General features: G+C 41.2%; 19 protein-coding genes and 2 pseudogenes. 8 read left to right on the top strand and 13 right to left on the bottom strand.

The window, feature by feature from the left end; all coding sequences use genetic code 11:
- Positions 1-60: 60 nt before the first annotated feature.
- The 3 genes from RMY63_RS08510 to RMY63_RS08500 form a co-directional block, all read right to left on the bottom strand.
- Positions 61-861, bottom strand: coding sequence for an ABC transporter permease (locus RMY63_RS08510; RefSeq protein ID WP_322728288.1), 801 nt, complete (start codon positions 859-861; stop codon positions 61-63).
- A 312-nt stretch (positions 862-1,173) separates the two neighbouring features.
- A complete protein-coding gene (locus RMY63_RS08505) occupies positions 1,174-1,947 on the bottom strand; it encodes an ABC transporter permease (protein WP_322728287.1) in 774 nt (257 codons plus the stop codon).
- Between the two features lie 41 nt (positions 1,948-1,988).
- Positions 1,989-2,981: an ABC transporter ATP-binding protein gene (locus RMY63_RS08500; RefSeq protein WP_322728286.1), complete on the bottom strand. Its 993-nt coding sequence runs from the start codon at positions 2,979-2,981 to the stop codon at positions 1,989-1,991.
- 624 nt (positions 2,982-3,605) lie between these two features.
- Here RMY63_RS08500 and RMY63_RS08495 point away from each other — a divergent pair.
- Both RMY63_RS08495 and RMY63_RS08490 read left to right on the top strand, forming a co-directional pair.
- Positions 3,606-4,073: a MarR family transcriptional regulator gene (locus RMY63_RS08495; RefSeq protein ID WP_322728285.1), complete on the top strand. Its 468-nt coding sequence runs from the start codon at positions 3,606-3,608 to the stop codon at positions 4,071-4,073.
- A gap of 114 nt (positions 4,074-4,187) precedes the next feature.
- Positions 4,188-5,051 carry an NmrA family NAD(P)-binding protein gene (locus RMY63_RS08490; RefSeq protein WP_322728284.1) on the top strand — a complete coding sequence of 288 codons (864 nt, stop codon included), beginning with the start codon at positions 4,188-4,190 and terminating at the stop codon, positions 5,049-5,051.
- A 376-nt stretch (positions 5,052-5,427) separates the two neighbouring features.
- Here the strand turns inward: RMY63_RS08490 and RMY63_RS41715 are convergent.
- From RMY63_RS41715 to RMY63_RS08465, 5 genes and pseudogenes are all read right to left on the bottom strand, one after another.
- Positions 5,428-5,595: pseudogene (locus tag RMY63_RS41715) on the bottom strand (penicillin acylase family protein); the annotation flags it as partial.
- 76 nt (positions 5,596-5,671) lie between these two features.
- A complete protein-coding gene (locus tag RMY63_RS08480; protein ID WP_322728283.1) occupies positions 5,672-5,824 on the bottom strand; it encodes a hypothetical protein in 153 nt (50 codons plus the stop codon).
- A gap of 4 nt (positions 5,825-5,828) precedes the next feature.
- Positions 5,829-6,650: a hypothetical protein gene (locus RMY63_RS08475; RefSeq protein ID WP_322728282.1), complete on the bottom strand. Its 822-nt coding sequence runs from the start codon at positions 6,648-6,650 to the stop codon at positions 5,829-5,831.
- A 234-nt stretch (positions 6,651-6,884) separates the two neighbouring features.
- Entirely contained in the window at positions 6,885-7,112 is a 228-nt protein-coding gene (locus RMY63_RS08470) for a hypothetical protein (protein ID WP_322728281.1), read from the bottom strand.
- Positions 7,113-7,410: 298 nt separating this feature from the next.
- Positions 7,411-7,797, bottom strand: coding sequence for a hypothetical protein (locus RMY63_RS08465; RefSeq protein ID WP_322728280.1), 387 nt, complete (start codon positions 7,795-7,797; stop codon positions 7,411-7,413).
- 267 nt (positions 7,798-8,064) lie between these two features.
- Between RMY63_RS08465 and RMY63_RS08460 the strand changes: the two genes are divergently transcribed.
- The 6 genes from RMY63_RS08460 (at position 8,065) to RMY63_RS08430 (ending at position 14,278) form a co-directional block, all read left to right on the top strand.
- The gene (locus RMY63_RS08460; protein ID WP_322728394.1) at positions 8,065-10,638 is read left to right on the top strand and encodes a hypothetical protein; all 2,574 of its coding nucleotides are present in this window, start codon (positions 8,065-8,067) and stop codon (positions 10,636-10,638) included.
- Between the two features lie 3 nt (positions 10,639-10,641).
- A complete protein-coding gene (locus RMY63_RS08455; RefSeq protein ID WP_322728279.1) occupies positions 10,642-10,806 on the top strand; it encodes a hypothetical protein in 165 nt (54 codons plus the stop codon).
- 112 nt (positions 10,807-10,918) lie between these two features.
- Positions 10,919-11,260: a hypothetical protein gene (locus tag RMY63_RS08445; protein ID WP_322728278.1), complete on the top strand. Its 342-nt coding sequence runs from the start codon at positions 10,919-10,921 to the stop codon at positions 11,258-11,260.
- 2 nt (positions 11,261-11,262) lie between these two features.
- Positions 11,263-11,442 carry an HNH endonuclease signature motif containing protein gene (locus tag RMY63_RS08440; RefSeq protein WP_322728277.1) on the top strand — a complete coding sequence of 60 codons (180 nt, stop codon included), beginning with the start codon at positions 11,263-11,265 and terminating at the stop codon, positions 11,440-11,442.
- 343 nt (positions 11,443-11,785) lie between these two features.
- Positions 11,786-12,526, top strand: coding sequence for an RNA methyltransferase (locus RMY63_RS08435; RefSeq protein ID WP_322728276.1), 741 nt, complete (start codon positions 11,786-11,788; stop codon positions 12,524-12,526).
- A 174-nt stretch (positions 12,527-12,700) separates the two neighbouring features.
- A complete protein-coding gene (locus RMY63_RS08430; protein ID WP_322728275.1) occupies positions 12,701-14,278 on the top strand; it encodes a serine hydrolase in 1,578 nt (525 codons plus the stop codon).
- 40 nt (positions 14,279-14,318) lie between these two features.
- Here the strand turns inward: RMY63_RS08430 and RMY63_RS08425 are convergent.
- From RMY63_RS08425 to dprA, 5 genes and pseudogenes are all read right to left on the bottom strand, one after another.
- Positions 14,319-14,468: pseudogene (locus RMY63_RS08425) on the bottom strand (transposase); the annotation flags it as partial.
- Between the two features lie 3 nt (positions 14,469-14,471).
- Complete coding sequence (locus RMY63_RS08420) at positions 14,472-17,117, bottom strand: CHAT domain-containing tetratricopeptide repeat protein (protein ID WP_322728274.1); 2,646 nt, start codon at positions 17,115-17,117, stop codon at positions 14,472-14,474.
- Positions 17,117-18,139, bottom strand: a complete 1,023-nt coding sequence (locus tag RMY63_RS08415; RefSeq protein ID WP_322728273.1) for a hypothetical protein — start codon at positions 18,137-18,139, stop codon at positions 17,117-17,119. Before RMY63_RS08415 ends, RMY63_RS08420 begins: the two co-directional genes overlap by 1 nt.
- A gap of 47 nt (positions 18,140-18,186) precedes the next feature.
- Positions 18,187-19,458 (bottom strand): tetratricopeptide repeat protein, encoded by a 1,272-nt coding sequence (locus tag RMY63_RS08410; RefSeq protein ID WP_322728272.1) that lies wholly within the window; start codon positions 19,456-19,458, stop codon positions 18,187-18,189.
- Positions 19,459-19,739: 281 nt separating this feature from the next.
- Positions 19,740-20,804: a DNA-processing protein DprA gene (dprA, locus tag RMY63_RS08405; RefSeq protein WP_322728393.1), complete on the bottom strand. Its 1,065-nt coding sequence runs from the start codon at positions 20,802-20,804 to the stop codon at positions 19,740-19,742.
- Positions 20,805-20,850 lie beyond the last annotated feature (46 nt).

The raw sequence follows: 20,850 nt of genomic DNA, 5'->3' as shown, positions 1-20,850 counted from the left end.
CTTTAGAAAAGTGCGATCTGTCCATTTAAAATATGCTTGAGTACACAGCTAAAATTTTGTTTAGCTCCCAGTAGAACAATAGTATCGCTCTCCTATTTTCCAAAGCTGGAGTGCAACTATTAGAAAGATAATGCCTGCGATTGGCGATACATAACAAAACCACAAAGGCACTAAAAAAGCATCTTCTTTTTCCAGTACTGCAAGCAAAGGAAAATAACTGACGCAAGCAAGCGGTATCAAGAAAGTAAAGAATCGCTGAAACCACTTGCTATAAATTGTAAGAGGGTACTGAGCCGTTTCGACTCCTCCATAAGTGAGGATATTCATAATTTCGAGAGATTCAATAGTCCAGAATGTCAGGGTTGCTTGTATAATGACAATGCCAACAAAAAGTGCAATCCCACCAATAAACGAAGTACCCAACAGCCATAAAGTTTTAAAAGTTAAAGGGATATGGAGAGATGAAAGTGACCACCCCATAACAACAATTCCTTGAAAAAATCTTCCGATTCGTTTCAAAGTAAATTCTTTACCTAAAAGTTGAAGTGCTGTGGTACGTGGACGAACAAGTAAACGATCGAAGTCTCCACTTTTAATTATTATTGTAAATGAGTCAAAACCTTTTCCAAGGGCATCAGCACAGGCGAAAGAAATATTAACTATTCCATAAAAGAGAGCAACTTCATTCAAAGTCCATGAACCAATACTATTAAAACGAGTAAAAAGTGCCCAGACTCCAAAAAATTCAACAGCAGTTACTAAAAGCTGCCCTATGACTTGCAGCCAGAAAGAAACTTTGTACTGCATTTGCGACTTGAAAGATACAGAAATATATCGAAGGTAAAGTACAAAATCATTCATATTCGGGTTGTAATTTTTATCTAAAATAAATTACCTAACCTATCTTCCTGCTTAAAAAATTACGAATTACCGAAGAAGAATAAAGGCGTCAGTCACCAGAAAAAGAAATTGAATTCTGAACGAAAAAGTGGATGAATCATGGTCTAAAGCCCCCGACTTCAGTCGTGGAGGAGAAGAAAAGTATTCCTTGCTTGAAACCCCTGACTTCAGACATGGGGTATTCTGACTCCTGAATTCTGACTTCTGACTGACTCTTTTTCATGTAGCTTGCTTCTCGCCTTCGGCGAGTATTACGAATTACGAATTATTGACTTATCCTCCCTGAATTACAAGCTTTTTGATGCCATATTTCACAAGAACACGCCCAAGGATAATAATGACAACTATCCAGAAAGTTTGATGCAGCAATATATTAAACAGAGCGTTTGGTTGAAGATTTCCAGTAAAAATACGAAAAGGTTTGTCGATTAGTCCTGAAAAAGGAAGTGCATTCAAAAAAGGCTTGCTCCACTCCGGAAAAAGTGGCAACGGAATAATCATGCCAGAGAAGATAGTAACAAGAGTAGGGAGAATACTATTAATTCCCTCGCCCGAAATTGTCCACATCATTGATACAGTGAGAAGCATAGTTAATGCAGACGAAAATAAAATTGCACCAATAAAAGAGAGAAAAAAGGCAACAAAAGAAGCAAAGGAGGGTGGAACAGAAAGCGACCATTCATCAAGCCCCAAAAGGGGAAAAAGAAAAATTGTGACACCAAGAAGCGGAATGGCACGAAGTATTAGGGGCGTTGTACGAAGTGCCAAAGCGCGAGTAAACCAAAAATTATAAAGGTCTGTAGGTCGAAGAAGATCGTATCCTACAGCACCAGTTCGGATGAGTTGTTGAATATCTCTATCACCTCCCCAAGGAACAATCGCCATCAAAAATGCTTGTCCCAGCCACACATATCCTACAGCTTGTTGAAAAGTGATAGGTTGAGCAGAGGTTGTATGAGTAAAGAATGCCTGTAATACCATTACTTTCACTAACCCCCAGAAAAGCTGAGTTCCAACGCCAGCCAAAGCAGCAGTACGGTATTGCAACAGCAGTGTAAATCTAGCAACAAACAGTGACCAATATGCTTTCATGGGACAATTCCTGCTGAAATTGCATAAAGTTCAGCAATTATCTCTTCAATGGGTGGATTTTCCACAAAAAGATCCTCTACTTCATGTTGCGAGGTAACTTGGCTAATCAAAGACGCAGCAGAAAGCTTTGTGGGATCGAAGGCCAGAGTTACGGTGCGACCTTCTTTAGAGATAATACTGACTCCTTGTTGTTCAAAGAAGAAATCATCGCTTGCTAGGTCGATTCTTAAGTAACGACGTGAGGAAACTTGAGAACGCAATGCTGCGAGAGTTCCATCACAAAGGATCTCACCTCCACCAATAATAATTATGCGATCGCACAATGCTTCGATATCATCTAGATCATGAGTAGTCAGGATGGTAGTTACTTGATGAGTTTTATTCAGCGCTTTGATAAATTTTCTGACTGCAAGCTTGGAAACTGCATCAAGCCCGATGGTAGGTTCATCAAGAAAAAGAATTTCTGGTCTGTGAAGCATTGCGGCGGCAAAGTCACATCGCATCCTTTGACCAAGGCTTAACTGTCTCACCGGAGTCGAGAGAAAGCTTCCAAGACCAAGCAAATCAATCATTTCTTCGCGTGTCTGGCGATACTCTGCTTGGGGAACGCGATAAATATCCCGCAACAAATCGAAAGACTCAATCACTGGCAAATCCCACCAGAGTTGTGTTCTTTGACCAAACACTACACCAATACGATTAACGTGCTTGATTCGATCTTTCCAAGGAGTTCGTCCGCCAATTAGGCATTTTCCACTGGAAGGTACGAGAATACCGCTTAAAATTTTAATCGTAGTCGATTTACCAGCTCCATTTGGGCCAATGTATCCTACAAGTTCTCCCCGCTCCAGGGAAAACGAAACTCCTTTAAGGGCATAAACTTCTTTAGTTTTTCGCTGCACAAGCCCTCGTATTGAACCGAAAAGCCCAGAGGAACGTTCAGATACAAAGAAAGTCTTCCTGAGATTTTCGACCAAAATGTGAGACATATTTTGTTAGTCTGTTATCGCTTGCAGAAGTGTTTTTTACTTAGAATACATCTACTAACCAGTTTTCAATAGACCTGCCTTGAAAATAGGGACTGGGGACTGGGGAAGGTGGGGCCCCCTCTGGGGATCTATCCATTAGTCACATCTTTCTTTACAATCTTGAAACGCTTGTTTTGTAGCCATCTTAAACACGCTCGGTGTGAGGCATACTTGACAAGTTACCTCTTAATATTCTTGCTAAAAGTAGGTTTTTATTGAGAATTAACGACGAACGAATCAGGGTTATAAAAAACGTGAGTGAATACTCTCGCAAATGTTAAGAAAGATCCGGGTAATGGATAGCTCTGGGGATAAGGGGTAATGGGGATTGGGAAAGAGGTATTTTCATTGTTCCTTGTGAGCGCCGCTCATGGAGTCTCTTGCAAAAGTCCCCTAATCACCCCACCCCCAACCCCTCCCCGCATGCGGGGAGGGCAGAATTTGACGTAAGTCAAAGGCGGGGAGGGGTTCTTTTTTTGATTTATGCAAGAAGTCTAATAGCTATTTTGAGGTTGTTGGTGAGGTAAACGGCATAAAATAGTTAATATGTTAATTATTTAGCCCAGCAATCAGCCTTGTTCTGAAATGCCTAATTCATCTAATAACGCTGATTTTCTCCAACAATGGCGATATGCCTTAGCACCATACAGTTTAGGTTACAAACTCAAACTGGCATCCCAGTTGATGTATCGGATTTTCCTAGAGCGGTTAGAACCCTATGGACTTACTCCATTTCACTTTGTTGTCTTGTGCTGTCTGTGGGAAGAGGATGGTCTTAGTGCGTCTGATATTGCTGATAAGCTCAAGCAATTAGGGGCAACACTCACTGGAGTCGTAGATCGGATGGAAGAGCGTAACCTTGTCTATCGTGAGCGCGATCTTGACGATCGCCGGATTGTCCGAATCTGGCTCACTGACGAAGGCAAGCGACTCATGAAAATCTTACCAGCTGAAAGCGTAGAGACGATCAACAAGGCAACTTTTGGCATTTCAGAGGTAGAACAAGAAGCCCTTATGAAGCTATTGGATCAAGTCATCCATAATCTTCTTTAAAGATTTCAGTTTTGTAAATTTACTCCTCTAAGATTTACTTTATATGTTAATTATTAATATATTAAGTATTAGTCATATTTCACAAATACGTCTAAAGCAACTTAGGAGAAAACCATGAAAGCACTGGTAGTAGGAGCAACCGGCAAATACGCTAACCTTGTCGTGCCCGAACTGAAGCAGCGCGGTGCCACGATCCGCGCGTTGGTGCGGGACGAGAACAAAATTGAAGCGGCGCGACGGCAGGGCGCGGACGAGACGGCGATCGGGGATCTGCGTGACCCCAAGAGTCTCCACGCTGCCACCACCGGCGTAGACGGTATCTTTCACATCAACCCTGCCTTCGCAGCCGATGAGGCGGAGTTGGGCGTGGCGATGGTCGAGGCTGCCAAAGCATCTGGTGTGCGGAAGTTCGTCTTCTCCGGTGCGATTCACCCGTCGATCTCCAAGATGAGTAACCATGCAGCTAAAGGTCCGGTCGAAGAAGCGTTGTACGAGTCAGGCATGGAGTTTACCGTGCTACAGCCGACCATGTTCATGCAAACCCTCGACAACAGCTGGAGCGCCGTGCTTGAGCAGGGTCGCTTCCCCCTGCCCTACTCCAAACAAGCCAAGGTATCCTACGTAGACTACCGTGATGTGGCCCAAGTGGCAGCGCTAGCACTGACGGAAGATAAACTTGGCTATGGCACGTTCGAGCTATGCGCCCCCGGCATGGTCAACCGTGTGGAACTCGTGGCGATGATGAGCGAGGCGCTTGGGCGCACTATTGAGGCTGGTGAACCCCCGTTCGACGAGTGGGCACAGGCTGCACACATACCTGATGGTTCCACCCGCGAGAGCTTCAGAAAGATGTACGCTGACTACGATCAATATGGTTTTCCTGGCGGTAATGCGCTCGTGTTACATGCTATTCTCGGACGGGAGCCGCGATCGCTTCAACAGTACATCCACGAGCTTGCGAACCGCAAGGTGGCTTGATGACCTCTAGGCGATGATGCATAAACGCAAATAGGGTGATAAGCCGCTCCACATTTAACTTGCACATTGACCGGAGCAACAGAAACGTCTCCGGCTTTGCTCGATTAGACTGTTGACCGTTGACCGTGCACATTGACCGGAGCAACGGAAACGTCTCCGGCTTTGCTCGATTAGACTGTTGACCGTTGACCGTTGACCGTTGACAGTTAACAGTCAACAGCCACCACGAGTAGTTATGCTTTTTTAGCGCGCATTAACTTACTAGTGTTTGTACATTGAGATTGCGATCGTCACCCTGTATCTGCTGCATATCCTTCAGGGAAATCGCTTCGGTTTGTTGTGAAATCATTTTAACAATCCGTTTTGCTGGGTAGCCAATCGGCTGACTTCCGGCTATTTGAATCGTCTCTTGTACGAGTTGCATATCAACCCATTTGCCATTTACCTCATACTGATTGAGATTATTTGGGTTGATTTTCTCGATGTCTAAATCAATCACATCAGATTGTACATTGGTAACACCCCAGGCAATGCGATCGCTATACAGCTTAAAACATTACAGGTTCGGTTTTAGGTTAACTTTCACGCTGTAGTACCAATTCACAATGACGGTAGATTATTCAAGCTTTTCTCAACAAGAAAGCTGAAATGAGAAAAGGATATTGCGATCGCTCCCGATGTAGAGTGTGGGCAGGCGAATGTCTTGCTTTGTAGTAAAATCTCAAGTTCAAGGCATCATCTACAAATACCCATACCCCACAAGAATCATCCATTGTTCTAATTAATATCGTGGATGGATTTAGAGGCAAATTCAAAATAGTACTTATGCCAATCTGAAAACAAATCAATACGTTCTGAACCTGCAACAGCAGTTCGGTTAAAGTATCGATACTTGTTTTGACCGACACTAAGTTTAGGTTTATTTGTGGAAAAATCCCAATCAGTTCTTCCTAAAAATAGGTGTTCGCCATTTACCAAAAAGCCATGCCAATGAGGTATATTTCTGTACACTCTAGCTGAAATAGAAAATCTGTCACGCCAGTTATCTGGTAATCCATTGATAAAATTCTTGATCTGCGTCACTCGTTGTCTACTTTCTGCGGCCCAATTAATATCGTAACTTTCAAGCTGAAGTGATTCTAAATAATCACTATCAACAAGTAAGATTTCAATATTGATATGTGCATTTACATAATCCTTCAATATTTTAGTAACTTTTCCAGCAACAAAATTCCATGAGAACGTCATAGAAACAGCTAAGATTTTAATGTCTACATGGTTTGTGCAATTCAATTTATCGTCATTAAAACATTCTCGAATCCGCTTTTCTGTATCTTGAAGTGCTTCAATATAATCAGTGAAAGGCTTCTCATGGTTAGCTATTTCCTCTATATTCTTGCTAATTTGTTTGAGGATAAAGGTCATTTCTTTGCCTTGATGAGTGAGCTTTCCAAGTTGTTTGTGGGTTTCTACTTCTACTCCATTGGTTGAAATTTTAGCTCTTACCAAACGACTAATTAGCTCGGAAACAGGTTTGCGATAAATTATGCCAAGAATTAGGGTCACAAGAGATGGCGCTACAACATATATGTTACTCATCGTGATATCTCAACTATGGTAATGAAGTGGTAATAGTTTGTCTGGTGTAGTAATAAAGGATTACTACTTGATTTAGGAGACAAGCGATCGCACCAAAGACAGTGTTAACAAGTGTTAGTTCTCACTCACAGAAAAGAGCGATCGCTGCATTGGTCATCCTAGTACAAGGTAAGGGTGAATCTAATGTCAAAATACAAAGCAGTTTTGCAGTCAAAATTATCCTTGAAAGGATATTTAACGCAGAGATTCCAAAACAACTGTTGTTAGAATTAAGCACAGAAGCATAATTCCCAGCTTATAAAAGCATTTTCCAACAAATGGCAGTAGCATGACGAAAATATGCAAAGCTTCAAAACCGATTGATAAAATGTAGGCGATCGCCAAGCAAAATATTGCTAATAAAGAACTCTTGATGAGTATTAGAGTGATTCTCAGTAAAGGAGTATCCTGATTTTTCGCCATAACTCTGAACCTCGAAGATAGAGTTTAAGTGATTGATTTATCTGACATTTTTTTATGACACAGCTTATAAAAATTTTCTGCTGTTCAAGCGATTAATAAACTTGTGCTTTTAGTGGTTATAAACGCAACAACGGATGTCTGAAGCTTGAGCTTCAACAACATCCGTTGTGGTTATTCCCATCAAAGCGATGACTTATTAGCAGAAATTTATTCAGTTGTTCAAAATTACCTTACACCAGGCGCGACTTGTTGCAAAAAGTTACGAGGTACAGCTGTGCTGTCATTGCCTCTAAAATTATCAAAGCTTAATTCCGTGACGTATAGACGGAGAAAATTCAAATCCATATTGACCAGTCTGCTGACGGCGCCAAATCATAATATTTGCGTAACCTTGCTGTTGATGAAAAGTTTCAAATAATGCACTGTTAAGCATTCTCAGAACTTGACCTGGATTTTCCAAGATTTCTTGCCGTCTAGATAAAAGAGGTGTCTTCCAGTTAGCTAAGTCGTTTGGTGCAAATTGGAAATCTTGAAAATATCCATATTTGCACTCGGCTGTATGCTGACCTTTAATAAGACAACACTGGATCTTGATAAATCCAGGAGTATCGGATCTCTCAAGCCTAGTTATATGTTCTTGGCACGAGTTAAGGATTTGCTCTATCGGGAAACAGACATATTGCATAGATTGTCAATTTAATAGTAGTTATAACTATAAGAGAGTCTGTCAAATCAAAAAACAGTATTATGTTGTATATATACTACACAGTATTTAAATAAAACCTAAACATAGTATCATAAACTACACAATTTGATTATATCAAGCGATTTTTACGGAAAGTAAAGTTGTGTAAAGTCAATTCTGTATTAAAAACGATAAAAAATAATCAATTTGATTTTCAGTGTAAAATGAATTTACATTAAACTATTCATTATGGCTAGAATCAACAGTATGAGCCAAGAAAATGTTGAAGATCAAGAAGAACTACGAGAACTGCTGTACTTCTACTTAAATACAATGGCAGCAACACAGGTGGAGCTATCAAAAGGGATGGATGTTAGCCGTCCAGTTGTAATTAATTTCTTGAATAAAGGTAAAAAGCAGCGATTGCCAGTCGATCGTAAAAACTTGATCCAACTATGCAAGAGTCTTCAGGAAGGTGGAGTATCAAAAAAGAAGCTAAAAACAGAGATTGAGAGTAACCAGCAAGAAACTAAATCTAATGTTGACGAACTGCCTAATCCTGAGAAAATGCGTGATTTGCTGGGAAAGATTGGGGTAGACGAGTTGCTAGAATCCGCAGGGTTTTTGCCAGAAAAAACCAAAATAATTCGGGTAACTCCAGAAAGATTTTTTCAAGTTGCTCAAGTAGTTGCATTGCTTGAGTTTCTTGAATTTGAAGATTTAGTGTCTACAACCCAAGAGTTCTTAGCGATCGCCAGTAACAAAATAGCAATTGCTAGCAAAAAATTTTTTCGAGAAAATCAAAATTCTCAAGAGAAAGATTGCTTAAAATCTCTGATTGATAGTCTCAAAAATGACTCAGAAGAAGACAAAACTTATCCTACACTAGGTTTAAAACTGAGACTTGAAGTAATTGACAAGCTACAGCGAACTTGGAGAAGACTTAAAGCTGGAGGCAAGATAGACTTCACTCAGCAAGAGGCGATTAGACTATTCATGAGCATCGCCATCAAGGAGCAGATGCCTAAAAATGTACCTAACCTTCATATTAGAGTTCAAAAAACCGAATTTCAAACTTTATCTAAGTCTATCAATGTAGAAGATGATTACAAGGACTTATACGATATATTTGTCCAGAGAGCTTATAAAGCAGAATACGATCTGAAAGCTCCAGATTCAGACTCAGAAATACCAATAAAGAGCAATTTTTTTGATTTGCTTAATCCGGTAATTATGGCGATTGTAACTTGTAGCTTTAGTTATAATGAAAAATCTCAGGAATTAATTGAGTGGATTTATACCTCTGGAAACACAATTCTAGAGAATGCTATAGGTGCTTGTAGCCTACATCTTGGCTTGACAGAAGATATCAGTAATATCAACATCTCAACAAAAACCTTAGACAGCAGTATTGATTCTTTAGTTGAAACAACTGTCATGTTAGGAAATGAACAAAATTATCAAGGAATTTGGGTTGACCGAGATTCAATGATTACTATGCTGCAAGCAATAGTCTATGCTACTAAACAATGGCTAGCAGATCAAAGTATAAAAAACCAACTCGATATAGAAATCTACGTCTCAGCTTGCAAAGCTCTTGCTGATTTGAGAAAGCGATTAACTAAAGTCAGAAAAGCTTTTCAAAATTTTCAGTTCCTTGATGATGAGTGTAAGCCAGCTGAAATCAATAAAATTGCTGATATAGCCAAGGATGAATTGAAGAAACTTCCCAAAGAAAATATCTATTTTTCATATCGGCTCAACTTTTATCGGTGTTATTTTGTTGCCAAACGTCTGGAGCTTAGACTATCTAACACTCAAGGTAATATCAGTAACTTAAAATCACTGATTGAAGAAATTAAAAAAGTAATTGAGGAAGATGAAGATGTAAAAAAAGAGCTTGTTCCGATACAAGCTTTAATACAGTCAGAAATCTATTTGTATGAACTTTCCTGCGGGCATAAACCAGATTTATTTGAATCCAGGCAAAGGAGCAAGTGGCTGGAATTAGAAAGCTGGAAGAGTAAAATTGAAAGCGCAACTAAACAAGGGTCGTGCTACAAAGACCCTGGTTTGGATATTTATAAAGCCCTGTCTGAAATTTACGGAAATGCTGCGCGAATAGAGTTTTATCTTAGCGATGATAAAGAAATACTTGAAAAAGCCGCAGAGGATTTTCTCAGAGCTGCTCACTACGCATTACGTATTGGTTCAACTCAGCGAGTGACTAGATGGTTAGCTTTAGCAGGACGAGTCTGGGTAAGACTTGGAGATAGCCAATTATCAATACAGGCATATAAACTTGCTGATAAACTTGCTAATGCTGATTTAACAACTGGCCACAGTCAGAATTTTCGTGAAGCTGTTCTTTCAGAAATTTATTTACTGCGTGGAGAGTATCTTTTATTGATTCAAAATGAGCCTATTAATGCTTTAGTATGTTTTTTAAAATCCCTTAAAGGCTCTGTATATTTAGGTTTAAATAGGCGCATTTGTGATGCACTTTTTGATATTTCCAGATGTTCAAAAAAGCTTGGTAACTTCAGCACCAAAGAGGGAATAACCAGGGTATTTATGCAAGAAGACCAGTTAACTGAATCAAATAAAGGTAAATTAAATCCCACAAGTAACCGCACCTCTGAAAAAGTTTTAGATTTACTTTATTTATTATGGAACAGAGAAGATAATCCTAGCTGGTTTCAGATCCAGGGTGAGTTTTCTAAACTCGCCACAGATATTTGGCAAGGATGGCATACTGATACATCTGACCCTGAAACAATAACAAAACATCCGATTGCAAAACGCATAGAAGATGAATCCTGGCTTTGTCAAATTAATTGAGTTATGTTTGCATCGAATTTTTATAATAATGGCGGCCAATTGATTGCAGTTGTACATCAGTTGCTAGAAGTGATTACTCAACAAAGCGATCGCCATTTTACTGCTGTTGATTACAGCCTTGCAAACAGTAAACTCGCAGGAGGCAAAAAATGGGCTTGGCTGGATTAAGAATTGTGTTGGTAGAACCAGCTGGGCCGATAAATATCGGCGTGATCACTAGGGGAATGAAAAATTTCGAGATATATCATTTAATAATAAGTAAATTGCCAATGCAATCCCCATGCCAAGAATCACCCTAGAAGTATCAGAGGAATTATCTCAACAACTAGCACAAGTAGGCGATCGCTTACCTGAACTACTTGCATTGAGCCTCCAACAACCAGCTGTACCAGCACAAGTTTACCGATATATCTTAGATTTTTTGGCCAGCAACCCCACTCCAGAACAAATTGCTGAATTTAAACCTACTCCCGAAATGCAAGAACGGTTGCGTACCTTGTTAACACGCAGTAACGCAGGTAAACTCACACCCACGGAGTTGAAAGAATTAGATGAGTATGAACGTATTGAACACTTAGTTGTGATGATTAAAGCAGGTAACTTATCTTATTTGACCGGCTGACCGTGAGTGTAACCTATATTCTTGTTGTTCTTCGCCGACTGATAGAAGAACGCGCAAACTACAGATGTGAATATTGCCAGTTACCCGCAGGAGTTGCTTTTTTTTCCCATGAAATTGATCATGTTATTGCTCAAAAGCACGGTGGTGTAACAAATGCTGATAACTTAGCTTTCACCTGCTAGCGATGTAATCGTCATAAAGGTACTGACTTAGGATCTTTTGATCCAGAAACAGGGGCTTTTAGTTTTCTCTTCAACCCACGCACTCAGAAATGGGCTGAACACTTCATCTTTTTAGAACTGGATCTGGTAGGATTAACGCCTCAAGGACGTACCACGATTAAATTGCTACAAATAAACAGCGACGAACGACTAGCCCAAAGGCAAAGATTGCGCTGAACTGTTTAGACCTGACGCAGGCATTCACTTACACAGCTAAAATGATTTCAAGGAAACTCTTCAGCAGAACCACAACGCTGAAAATTAACCTGTAAGGATTATCTGGTGCGATCGCAGGAGGCAAAAAATGGGCTTGGCTGGATTAAGAATTGTGTTGGTAGAGCCAGCTGGGCCGATAAATATCGGCGCGATCGCCAGGGTAATGAAAAATTTCGGTCTATATAATTTAGTATTAGTGAACCCCCAATGCGATCCACTATCGACGGAAGCTTTGATGATGGCTGTTCACGCTCAGGAAATTTTAGAATCTGCGGTATTCGTGGCGACCTTACCAGAAGCATTGCATGGATGTGTTCGGGCGATCGCTACCACTGGTCGCGTTCGCAGTTGGGAAACACCCTTAGAAAATCCTCGCACTGCACTACCCTGGTTACTGGAGGAACCAGAAAAACCCACAGCACTGATTTTTGGCAGGGAAGACCGGGGATTAAGCAATGAAGAATTAAATTATGCACAGAGGTTTGTTGGCATTCCCACAAGTCAGGATTATGTCGCCCTAAATTTGGCTACTGCTGTAGCAATTTGTTGTTATGAATTGTCACAATCTGCCCAACAACTTGACACTCAAACCTTACCTCAAACTGAACTCGCACCCTTGGAGGTTATGGAAGGATACTACCAGCAATTAGAATCAATATTACTGAAAATTGGTTATGTATATCCCCATACGGCAGCTAGTCGGATGGGAAAATTTCGCCAATTGTATAATCGCGCTCACTTGAAAACTGGGGAGGTAGCCATGCTGCGAGGAATTTTGCAGCAGGTAGAATGGGCGCTGAAAAACCAGAAGAATAGTGAAAACTTGTAATTATTCGTTTAGTATATACGCAATCATCTCCCCAAAATAATTAATATTGCTTAAACTAAACACAAAAATGCTACTTAGTGGCAAAGTGGAATTTGAGTATTAATATTGCTTAAAGATTAAGTTTGGGGTCAAGAGTCTGCAAGAAAATAGTCAAGTGGGTCACAAGGAGTAACGGTGTCAGAATCAAGTGGCGAACTAACAGCTTTCTCGCGGCGTCAACCCTTAAATCGCCGCCAGCAGCCACAAAAAGTTCAAAAAGTGGTAAAGAAGAGAGTTAAAGCTAACAGTCAGCAGCAAACTACAAATGGAAAAGAAGGGGCACTAACACGCCCAAAAAATCAAATCAGTCCTCCCCCAATCTCTGGCGCTACACGTAGGGTAAAATCGGGGTTAGTCATGCCAACGGCAGTAAAACCAATTCCTAGTGTCAAGGGAAAAATTCCTCCCTTCCGACCAGGTGCTGTGATAGTTAAAACAGTGCGAATGGAAAAGCCAAAAACAGGCAGACGCTCATCGCCAAAAACCCGGTTAAAGCCAATGGCCAAAACTATATTGTATGTTTTGCGTTTGTTGATTGTGGGTGTTGGGATGGGTGCAATTGTAGGCACGGTCTTGTCAATATTAGACCCAGCTAATCGCATCAGCACGAACTCGGCGTCGCAATCTAATAGTAATGTTAGTAATGTGGCGCGATCGCAGCCACAACCTACCCAAACTCCCCCAGCCGTAGCTTCTTCGAGTTTATACCTGTCTCAGGAAATTACCTCTTTGAAAAATGCCGTGCAAAATTTGGCGGCCACCAACCCAAATCTCACACCTGGAATTTTCTTAGTAGATTTAGATACTGGTAATTATGTAGATATCAATGGCTCTACCAGTTTTCCGGCGGCTAGCACGATTAAAGTGCCGATTCTCATTGCCTTTTTCCAGGATGTGGATGCGGGGAAAATTCGCCTAGATGATATGCTGACCATGCAACAGGATATGGTAGTTGGGGGTTCGGGAAATCTGCAATACAAACCACCAGGAACTCAGTACGCCGCTTTGGAAGTCGTCACTAAAATGATTACAATCAGCGACAACACGGCGACAAATATGCTGATTGCTCGACTGGGAGGAATAGACGCTTTAAACCAGCGTTTCCGTAGTTGGGGATTGACAACCACAACAATTCGTAATCAACTCCCAGATTTACAAGGGACAAACACCACTAGTCCCAAGGAACTAGGGAATTTGATGGCGATTGTGAGTCAGGGAAATTTAGTCAGTATGCCATCACGCGATCTCATGCTCGATATCTTGCGTCGCACCCAAAAAGACACTCTGCTGCCAGCAGGTTTGGGAACAGGTGCAAGAGCATACCACAAAACGGGTGATATCGGCACAATGTTGGCAGATACAGGTTTAATTGTTGTTCCAACTGGCAAGCGCTACATAGCTTCTGTCATGGTACAACGCCCAGCAAACGATCCTCGCGCCGAAAAATTGATTAGCTCAATTTCTCGTGCAGCCTACCAAGAGTTTAGCCAAAATCCTGTCACACCCAACGCCACTACAAACACTGTACCCACAAATGGTTATCAGCCCCAGGTGGCGAATCCTGCTCTACCCAACAGTACAACAGGCACTGCGCCCATGAGCATTTATCAGCCTCCTGTTGTCACTCCTGTACCCAACGGTATGGGAAGTCCTGTATCAACAAACGGTTATCAATCTCCAGTGATGAATCCTCAGTATTACCCTCAAAGATAATTCGTAATTTGTAATTAAAAATAGTTTCATTGCTCTTGTTTGGTATCTCCTCTAACCAAGCGAAAACTCGACCTAGATTAATAGCGGCAGCCGTCAGGATATGCTGTAGATGAGTTTTAGCTAGCCCTATATAACGGCAATCGCGTAATTCAAATGCTCGGATTCCCTGAGAGATAGTTCCTTCAATGCCTATTTACTTCTCCATCGCTCTCCAATCACCAGAAGGAATAAACGCTGCCCAGTAATAAGGATGTTGATACTTTTCACTCCCCAGCATTTCTAGTTGCGTTTGACGCAGTGCCTCACTCCGTCCCTTGTTGTCTAGCAATTTTTTGTAGTGAGCTACCATCAACTCTTTGGTAGCATCATCTGCCACTTTCCACAAGCTAATCATCTGACTTTCAGAGCCAGCAATTACCAACGCGCGACGCAAGCCATAAATGCCTTCACCAGCAAAGATGTTTCCCAAACCTGTATCGCAGGCAGATAGTACCACCAGTTTTGTGCCTACCAGATTCAATGCAGTTGTTTCTAGGGCAGTAAGAATGCCATCTTCGCCGCCACTCTGACGAGGTTTCAAGCCAGCGAGAACTAATCCTGACAGCAATAGGGGATTATCATCAAGGGTAATTTTTTCTGCTGCTTGCGTGGCGTTTTCAAAGAAACCATGAGTGGCAATATGCAGAATCCTGGGGTTTTTAATTTGTTTCACAGCACCCTCAGTAGCCTGAGTACCTGTTAGAGGTTTGACTTCTAAGAGGGTTGCAATTGCCTTGGCTTCCTCAGCCGTGCCTGGTAAAGGAGAAAATATTTTTTGTGACAGGTCAATAGAGCGGGTATTTTGTGAATTATTATTATGAGGTTGACGTGCAATTACTTCACCAGAGCGATCGAAGTTAGGGTCAGCAATAATGAGCGGCGGCTGTTTGCTAGAAAAATGGTTTTGCAATCTGAGCAAATCCCGTCCAGAGGTGAGATAAGTGAAAGAATAGTTTTCTACTAAGTAGCGATCGCTTTCATCCACCAGTGCTTCAAAGGGAATGAGGTTGAGAGCACTATCTGGAGAAAGTAGAATCTTGCGAGTCTTGCCCAAAAGTTTGCGTACTGGCTGCATGAGAATTTTATCCAAGTCACGAGCCGATTGTTTAACTTGGGTGATGGGAGTATCTTTATCTCGCAAATCATCGCGGAATAGTTCTAGGGTTTTTTGAATTGTTTCAGCATCACCTAAGTCAATACCTTTTGGTTCTCCTTTTGCAAGGAGAACGTATACTGCGTAACGAGGTTTGCCATAGTGTAATTCAGGAACACGCAGAGGATTTCCATTAATAGTTATAGAAGAGAGTAAGTTTATTTTGGGATACCAGGGTTCATACTTCACTATTTCTATCAAAGCAGTATCAGTGGGAATTAATTTTTGAATCGCTTCTACAGTGACAGGTTGAGACTGAATACGGAATTCTTCACTGCGACGACTCAATTTGTCCTCAAGTTGTTTTGCTTGGGTATCAAGCTTGGCAACTTCAGCACGATACTCTTCAAGAAGAAATTTATCTGGTTTGCTGAAAACTAGGTTGGCAAGTTGGCGGCGAGTATCTGATAGCTCATCTAATAGTTTCTGGTTATCTGGTTCATTAAGATGTTGACGCAGGATTTGTTGGCTATTGGTGAGAATATCTAAAATTCGTCCTTTACGTTGTAAGACGGTAGCAAAAGCTAAACGAGCTGCTTTAGGGTTCTTGGGAGCAGAGTTCAGGTGTACGGAGATAGTATTGTTTGTACTTTCTGTAAAAGTTGCTATGTAATCACGTTTTTGACGCTCAAACCCGGCAACAAGGTTGAGATTAAGGTAATATTCTTCTATATCCAGAACTTGTTTATGAAAGTTTAAAGCTTCCGCAGTTTTGCCTTGCATCCAATAAAAATGTGCCAGGACATCGAGGCTGCTGGCTACATTGGAATCTCGTTGGCCAAATAGACGTTTCCTCATCTCAAAAGCTTGCAGAAAAAGGTTTTCTGCTTCACTGTATCGTCCCAGTATGTCGTAGATCGATGCCAGATTCGCAAGGTGAGTTGCAACAGCGGGGTGTTCTCCAAGCAGGCGTTTGTCTATTTCTAAGGCTTGCTGCTGGAAATTGATTGCTTCTGGAAAACGCTTTTGCCTAACATATATCATTGCTAAATTACTGAGGATTCTTGTGACACTAGGATCATCGTCTCTCAGTAAGCTTTTTCTCAGATATAAAGAGCGTAGCAAAAGAGGTTCAGCTTCGTTATAGCGTCCCTGCTGAACATACAAAGAGCTTAGTGCATTGAGGGTTATTGCCAATAGAAGATGCTCTTTTAGATCTTCGCATATCTTTCTAGCTTGTAAAAAAAGGGGTTCGGCTTCCCGGAAACGTCCCTGATCTGTGTAAAGTAGTGCTAAATTACTGAGACTGTTCGCTACATCAAAATGCTTTTCTCCTAACAGGCGTTTTCTTAATTTTAAGGCTTGTAAATGAAGAGGTTCAGCTTTACTATAATAGCTCTCTTTTCTATAAAGTTCCGCCAGATTATTAAGACTTTGGGCTACATCAAGATGCTCTTCCCCAAGTACCTTTCTGAAGATATCCAACACACACTCTGCTAAAGGAATAGCTTTACTATATTTGCCTTCGTTATAAAGTTTAATTATCTGTTGATGAAGTTGTTCTGCTTCTGCCAATTCAGCAGACTGAGCAGTTGAAACGCAAGGAGTTGATTGCCCAATTGTTGGCTTGGGCATCAACATCAATAACCCAGGCGTTGCTAATAAAGTTGTTAGGGTTATCACTTTTATGACTTGCAAGCTAATCATTAGGGTAGCCTCCTTTTTAGGTGATCTAATTTCTGCTGTAGTTGCTGTACTTGTTGCTCATCTCCCAAGGCACGATAGCTACTTTGAGCAGCTTGCAATGACTCAAATGCCTGCTGTAAGTTGTCTAGAGTTATATCAATTTCCCCCAAACTGGCTTGGATAATTGCTTGGTCTTCTAAATTTGTTTGCGCCTTGGCTAACTTCAGTGCAGTTAAATACTGTTCCCTTGCTAATCGATTTAAACCCATTTGCTGGTAGAGACTACCTAAAAGCTGATAAACTGCTGTGGTTTGGCTTCCTTTTTTAACTAAGCCTGCTAATAAATCAATTGCCGCAGCATTTAAATTATTACTTTTATACAGGTATGCCAAAGCCAGAATTTTAGACTCATCGGTTAGCGGTTGCTTTTGCAATTGTGTAATTTGAGCTTTTACCCGTTTAGCATCCTCTTGACTCAGTAATGTGAATCCAGTAGGCGTTTCACTTTCAGAAGAGACTCCGCTATCAGCAGTCACAATTAACCGATAACGAGAGCCTGGTTGCAGAGTTTCCTTACCAGAATAAACAACTTCTGGCTGCTTCACTTCAGTTTTCCAATTAATACCTGGGCCGCGTAATAGTACTTGATAACTAGTTGCACCTTTCACCGCATTCCAACGCAGATTCAGTTTGTCACTCAAAATTGCTGTGTCACGCGGACTAATAATGTAAGGAATCGTCGGGTCATTTGGGGTGCGAGTATCAACGCGGTTACTACCGTTTCTAATGAGAATCGCTTTTTCAGTGGATGGACAACCACTAGAAACGGGAAATTCGCCTTGAGAGCTAATATTCCAAGTCGATAAGTTATTGCAAAAAACTTTGGCAGACGAGCCTTTTCCTAACCGCAAACGATCTGAGGGATTTAGTAAAGTACCTATATATACTTGCTGGTAGCTGTTACGCCCATCTCTCTTAATCTGGACATCGCCACTTATTCCAAAAATAAAATTCAGGCTATTTTGTTGAGTCAGCCCAGGCATTGTTACTATCACCAAGGATAGGCTAAGTAATATTCCAGCTAGCTTAATCAATTTGCGGCATTTTCGCATCCTCTACCTGCTTTCTTTAATTTTTGTTGAGCTAGATATAACCATGTGTCCTCTTCGGCATTGAGCGTGGAACCTTGTTGACAGCACTTCTGCCATTGCTCTAGTACGGTTGGTTGTTTTTGCCGTTCCATCACCTGCGCTAAGATACAGTGTGCAGAACTGGAATTTCGGAAATCTTTTGCTGTTTCTGGGTTATTTGCAATGCCAATAGCCGCTAGTAAGGTTGCTTGTGCTTCGTTATATCTGCCTTGCTCAAACCTCACCCATCCCAGATTTTTAAACAGGTCATATCTGACTTTGGGTAAGCTATTCTGCTCTTCGGCTTTCAACAGTCCGTTTTGTAGCAGAGTCGTAGCTTGGGGATATTTTTTATCCAGAATGTACAAGCGAGCTAGGTTATTGAAAGCATCAGGAACGTCACTGCCAACAGCGATTTGATAATGCTTTTTTGCTTTGTCAAACTCTTGTAACTTCTCGTAAAGATTGCCCAGATTATAATGAGCATCCACATTATCGGCATCTAGAGAAATTGCTTTGAGGTAGTCTTGTTCTGCCGCTCCTAATTTTCCGTTATTGTAATTATTTTTCCCCTGATTGTTATAGAGTTGAGAAATTGACGGTAGAGCTAACCAAAAACTGATTAAGAATCCTGTCATTAATAGAGTTGAACCCAACTTAGCTTCTTCTTGTAAGTGTTGGGGAATATTCAGTTTTGTTAGTAGTTTCTCAAATCCTTCTTTACCAGCTTTAGTTAATTCGCTACTTGCTTGTAGCAAGGCGAGAATACTTGGCAAAATAACTGCTGAAGCTCCTAATAATCCTGCTCCCCCGCTAAGAAAGCGAGTAGCAATATTAATGAGTAAACTGAGGTTAGCAGTCCAGCCAGCAACTGTTAAACCTTTCCACAACCAATCCAAGTTATCCCACTTGTGCACAGGTGCAAGATTTTCTAACTTCCACCACCAAGCTTCTGCTGAGGGATGTACACTCTCTCGCCACTGAGCAAATTGTTCAGTTTTTATAACTTTGGTAATCTGTTGTGCTTGTTTTCTGAGTTCTGCATCTAAGTCTAAAACCAGCTTCAATCTGCTGGTAGGAATAGGCGTTGTCTCCTTTAAAGCCACCTGCACAGCATTTCTGGCATTTAACACGTCCAAAACCTGCTCAACATTGATCGCACCAGTTTCTTTGAGGCTGTCAATTGCTGTTTTATAATGCTTAAGGGTTGTGTCTAGCTGAGGGTCAATCATCCGCAATTCAGCAATTTATGAACATTCAAAGTGGATGGCAAGGTCATAATCTTGAAGATACTTAGCTTATGGTATTTGTTTTTGATAGTAACCGTCCTAGTGATGCTGTTCAAGGTATTGAGCCAAAACCCTTTCGTTTTCTTAAAGTTATTGGTGCTAGTCTCACAAAAAATGATTAGTCATTCTTTGGTCGTTCGGAAATTAGTCGCAGAATAATAACTATAAATCTGATGATTAAATTCCTAAAAACAAAGCTAAATAATGTTGTTCTCTTTTAAATCTTAACTTTTTTGATACCGCATTCCTGGAAGTTGGGAAACGAAACCCATAAGTTCCAACTGTAACAAAGCACCGGAAACAGAGCCAGCAGCCATACCAGTTTGTTGGACAATAAAATCGAAGGGTAAAGCTTCACTTGCCATTGCATCCATTATGGTTTGCAATTCTGGTGATAAAGTTGGCATTAACTGTTCTGGTGCTGTAGAAGCCTCAATCGCATCAATTTGTGGTATCGCTCCTAGCATTGTTAAAAGTTCGTCTAGTTCTTTAAGAATAAAGGAAGCTCCCTGACTCAATAATTTTAAGCATCCTTGAGATGGATAATCGTCTAGTCTCCCAGGTAATGCATAGACATCTCTACCAAATTCATTTGCGTAGGTAGCAGTAATTAAAGCACCAGATTTTAATGGCGCTTCCATTACCAGGATGGCGCGGCTTAAGCCTGCAATAATTCGGTTGCGACGCGGAAAGTGAGTGCGATCGGGTGGGGTTTTTGTGGGGTACTCACTTACGACTAACCCCGCCGTCAAAATTTGCTTGTACAAATCCCGATTTTTATGTGGATAGATGACATCGACACCAGTCCCCAAAACTGCGATCGTCCTTCCACCTGCTTTCATGGCGGCGATGTGGCTTTCGGTGTCAATTCCCTCTGCCATACCTGAAACGACTGTAAAGCCATTTTTAGCCAAAGCTGTACTAATTTGGCGAGTCCAACGGATACCGTATTCTGAGGGTTGGCGGGTTCCGACAATCCCAACCATTGGTTTTTGTCCGAGATTTTCTTGAAGTTCGACTTCACCGCGATAGTACAAAATCGGCGGTGGACTGGGAGTTTCCAGCAGTAAACGGGGATAATCTGCATCTGCTGGTGTCCAGAAATGGGAATTTTCCTGCTGGTGCTTAGTGAATAGTTGTTCTGGGTGCAAACGCGATCGCTGTTGTACTACTTTTTCTAGTGTTTGGAAACCTAAACCTTCCACTTCTCCTAACTGTACCTTAGTAGCGTTCCAAGCTGTTGCTAACGTGCCAAAATGCTGTTGCAGCCGTCGCAGTAATACGCGGATTTCTCACAAAATCTGAAAAAATGGGATCAAAAACTGCGACAATGTA

The sequence above is a fragment of the Nostoc sp. ChiQUE01b genome (assembly GCF_034531255.1).
In the GTDB taxonomy this organism is placed as follows: Bacteria; Cyanobacteriota; Cyanobacteriia; order Cyanobacteriales; family Nostocaceae; genus Nostoc.
The sequence above is the reverse complement of the archived record's forward strand: the minus strand, read 5'-3'. Positions and strand labels throughout refer to the sequence as shown.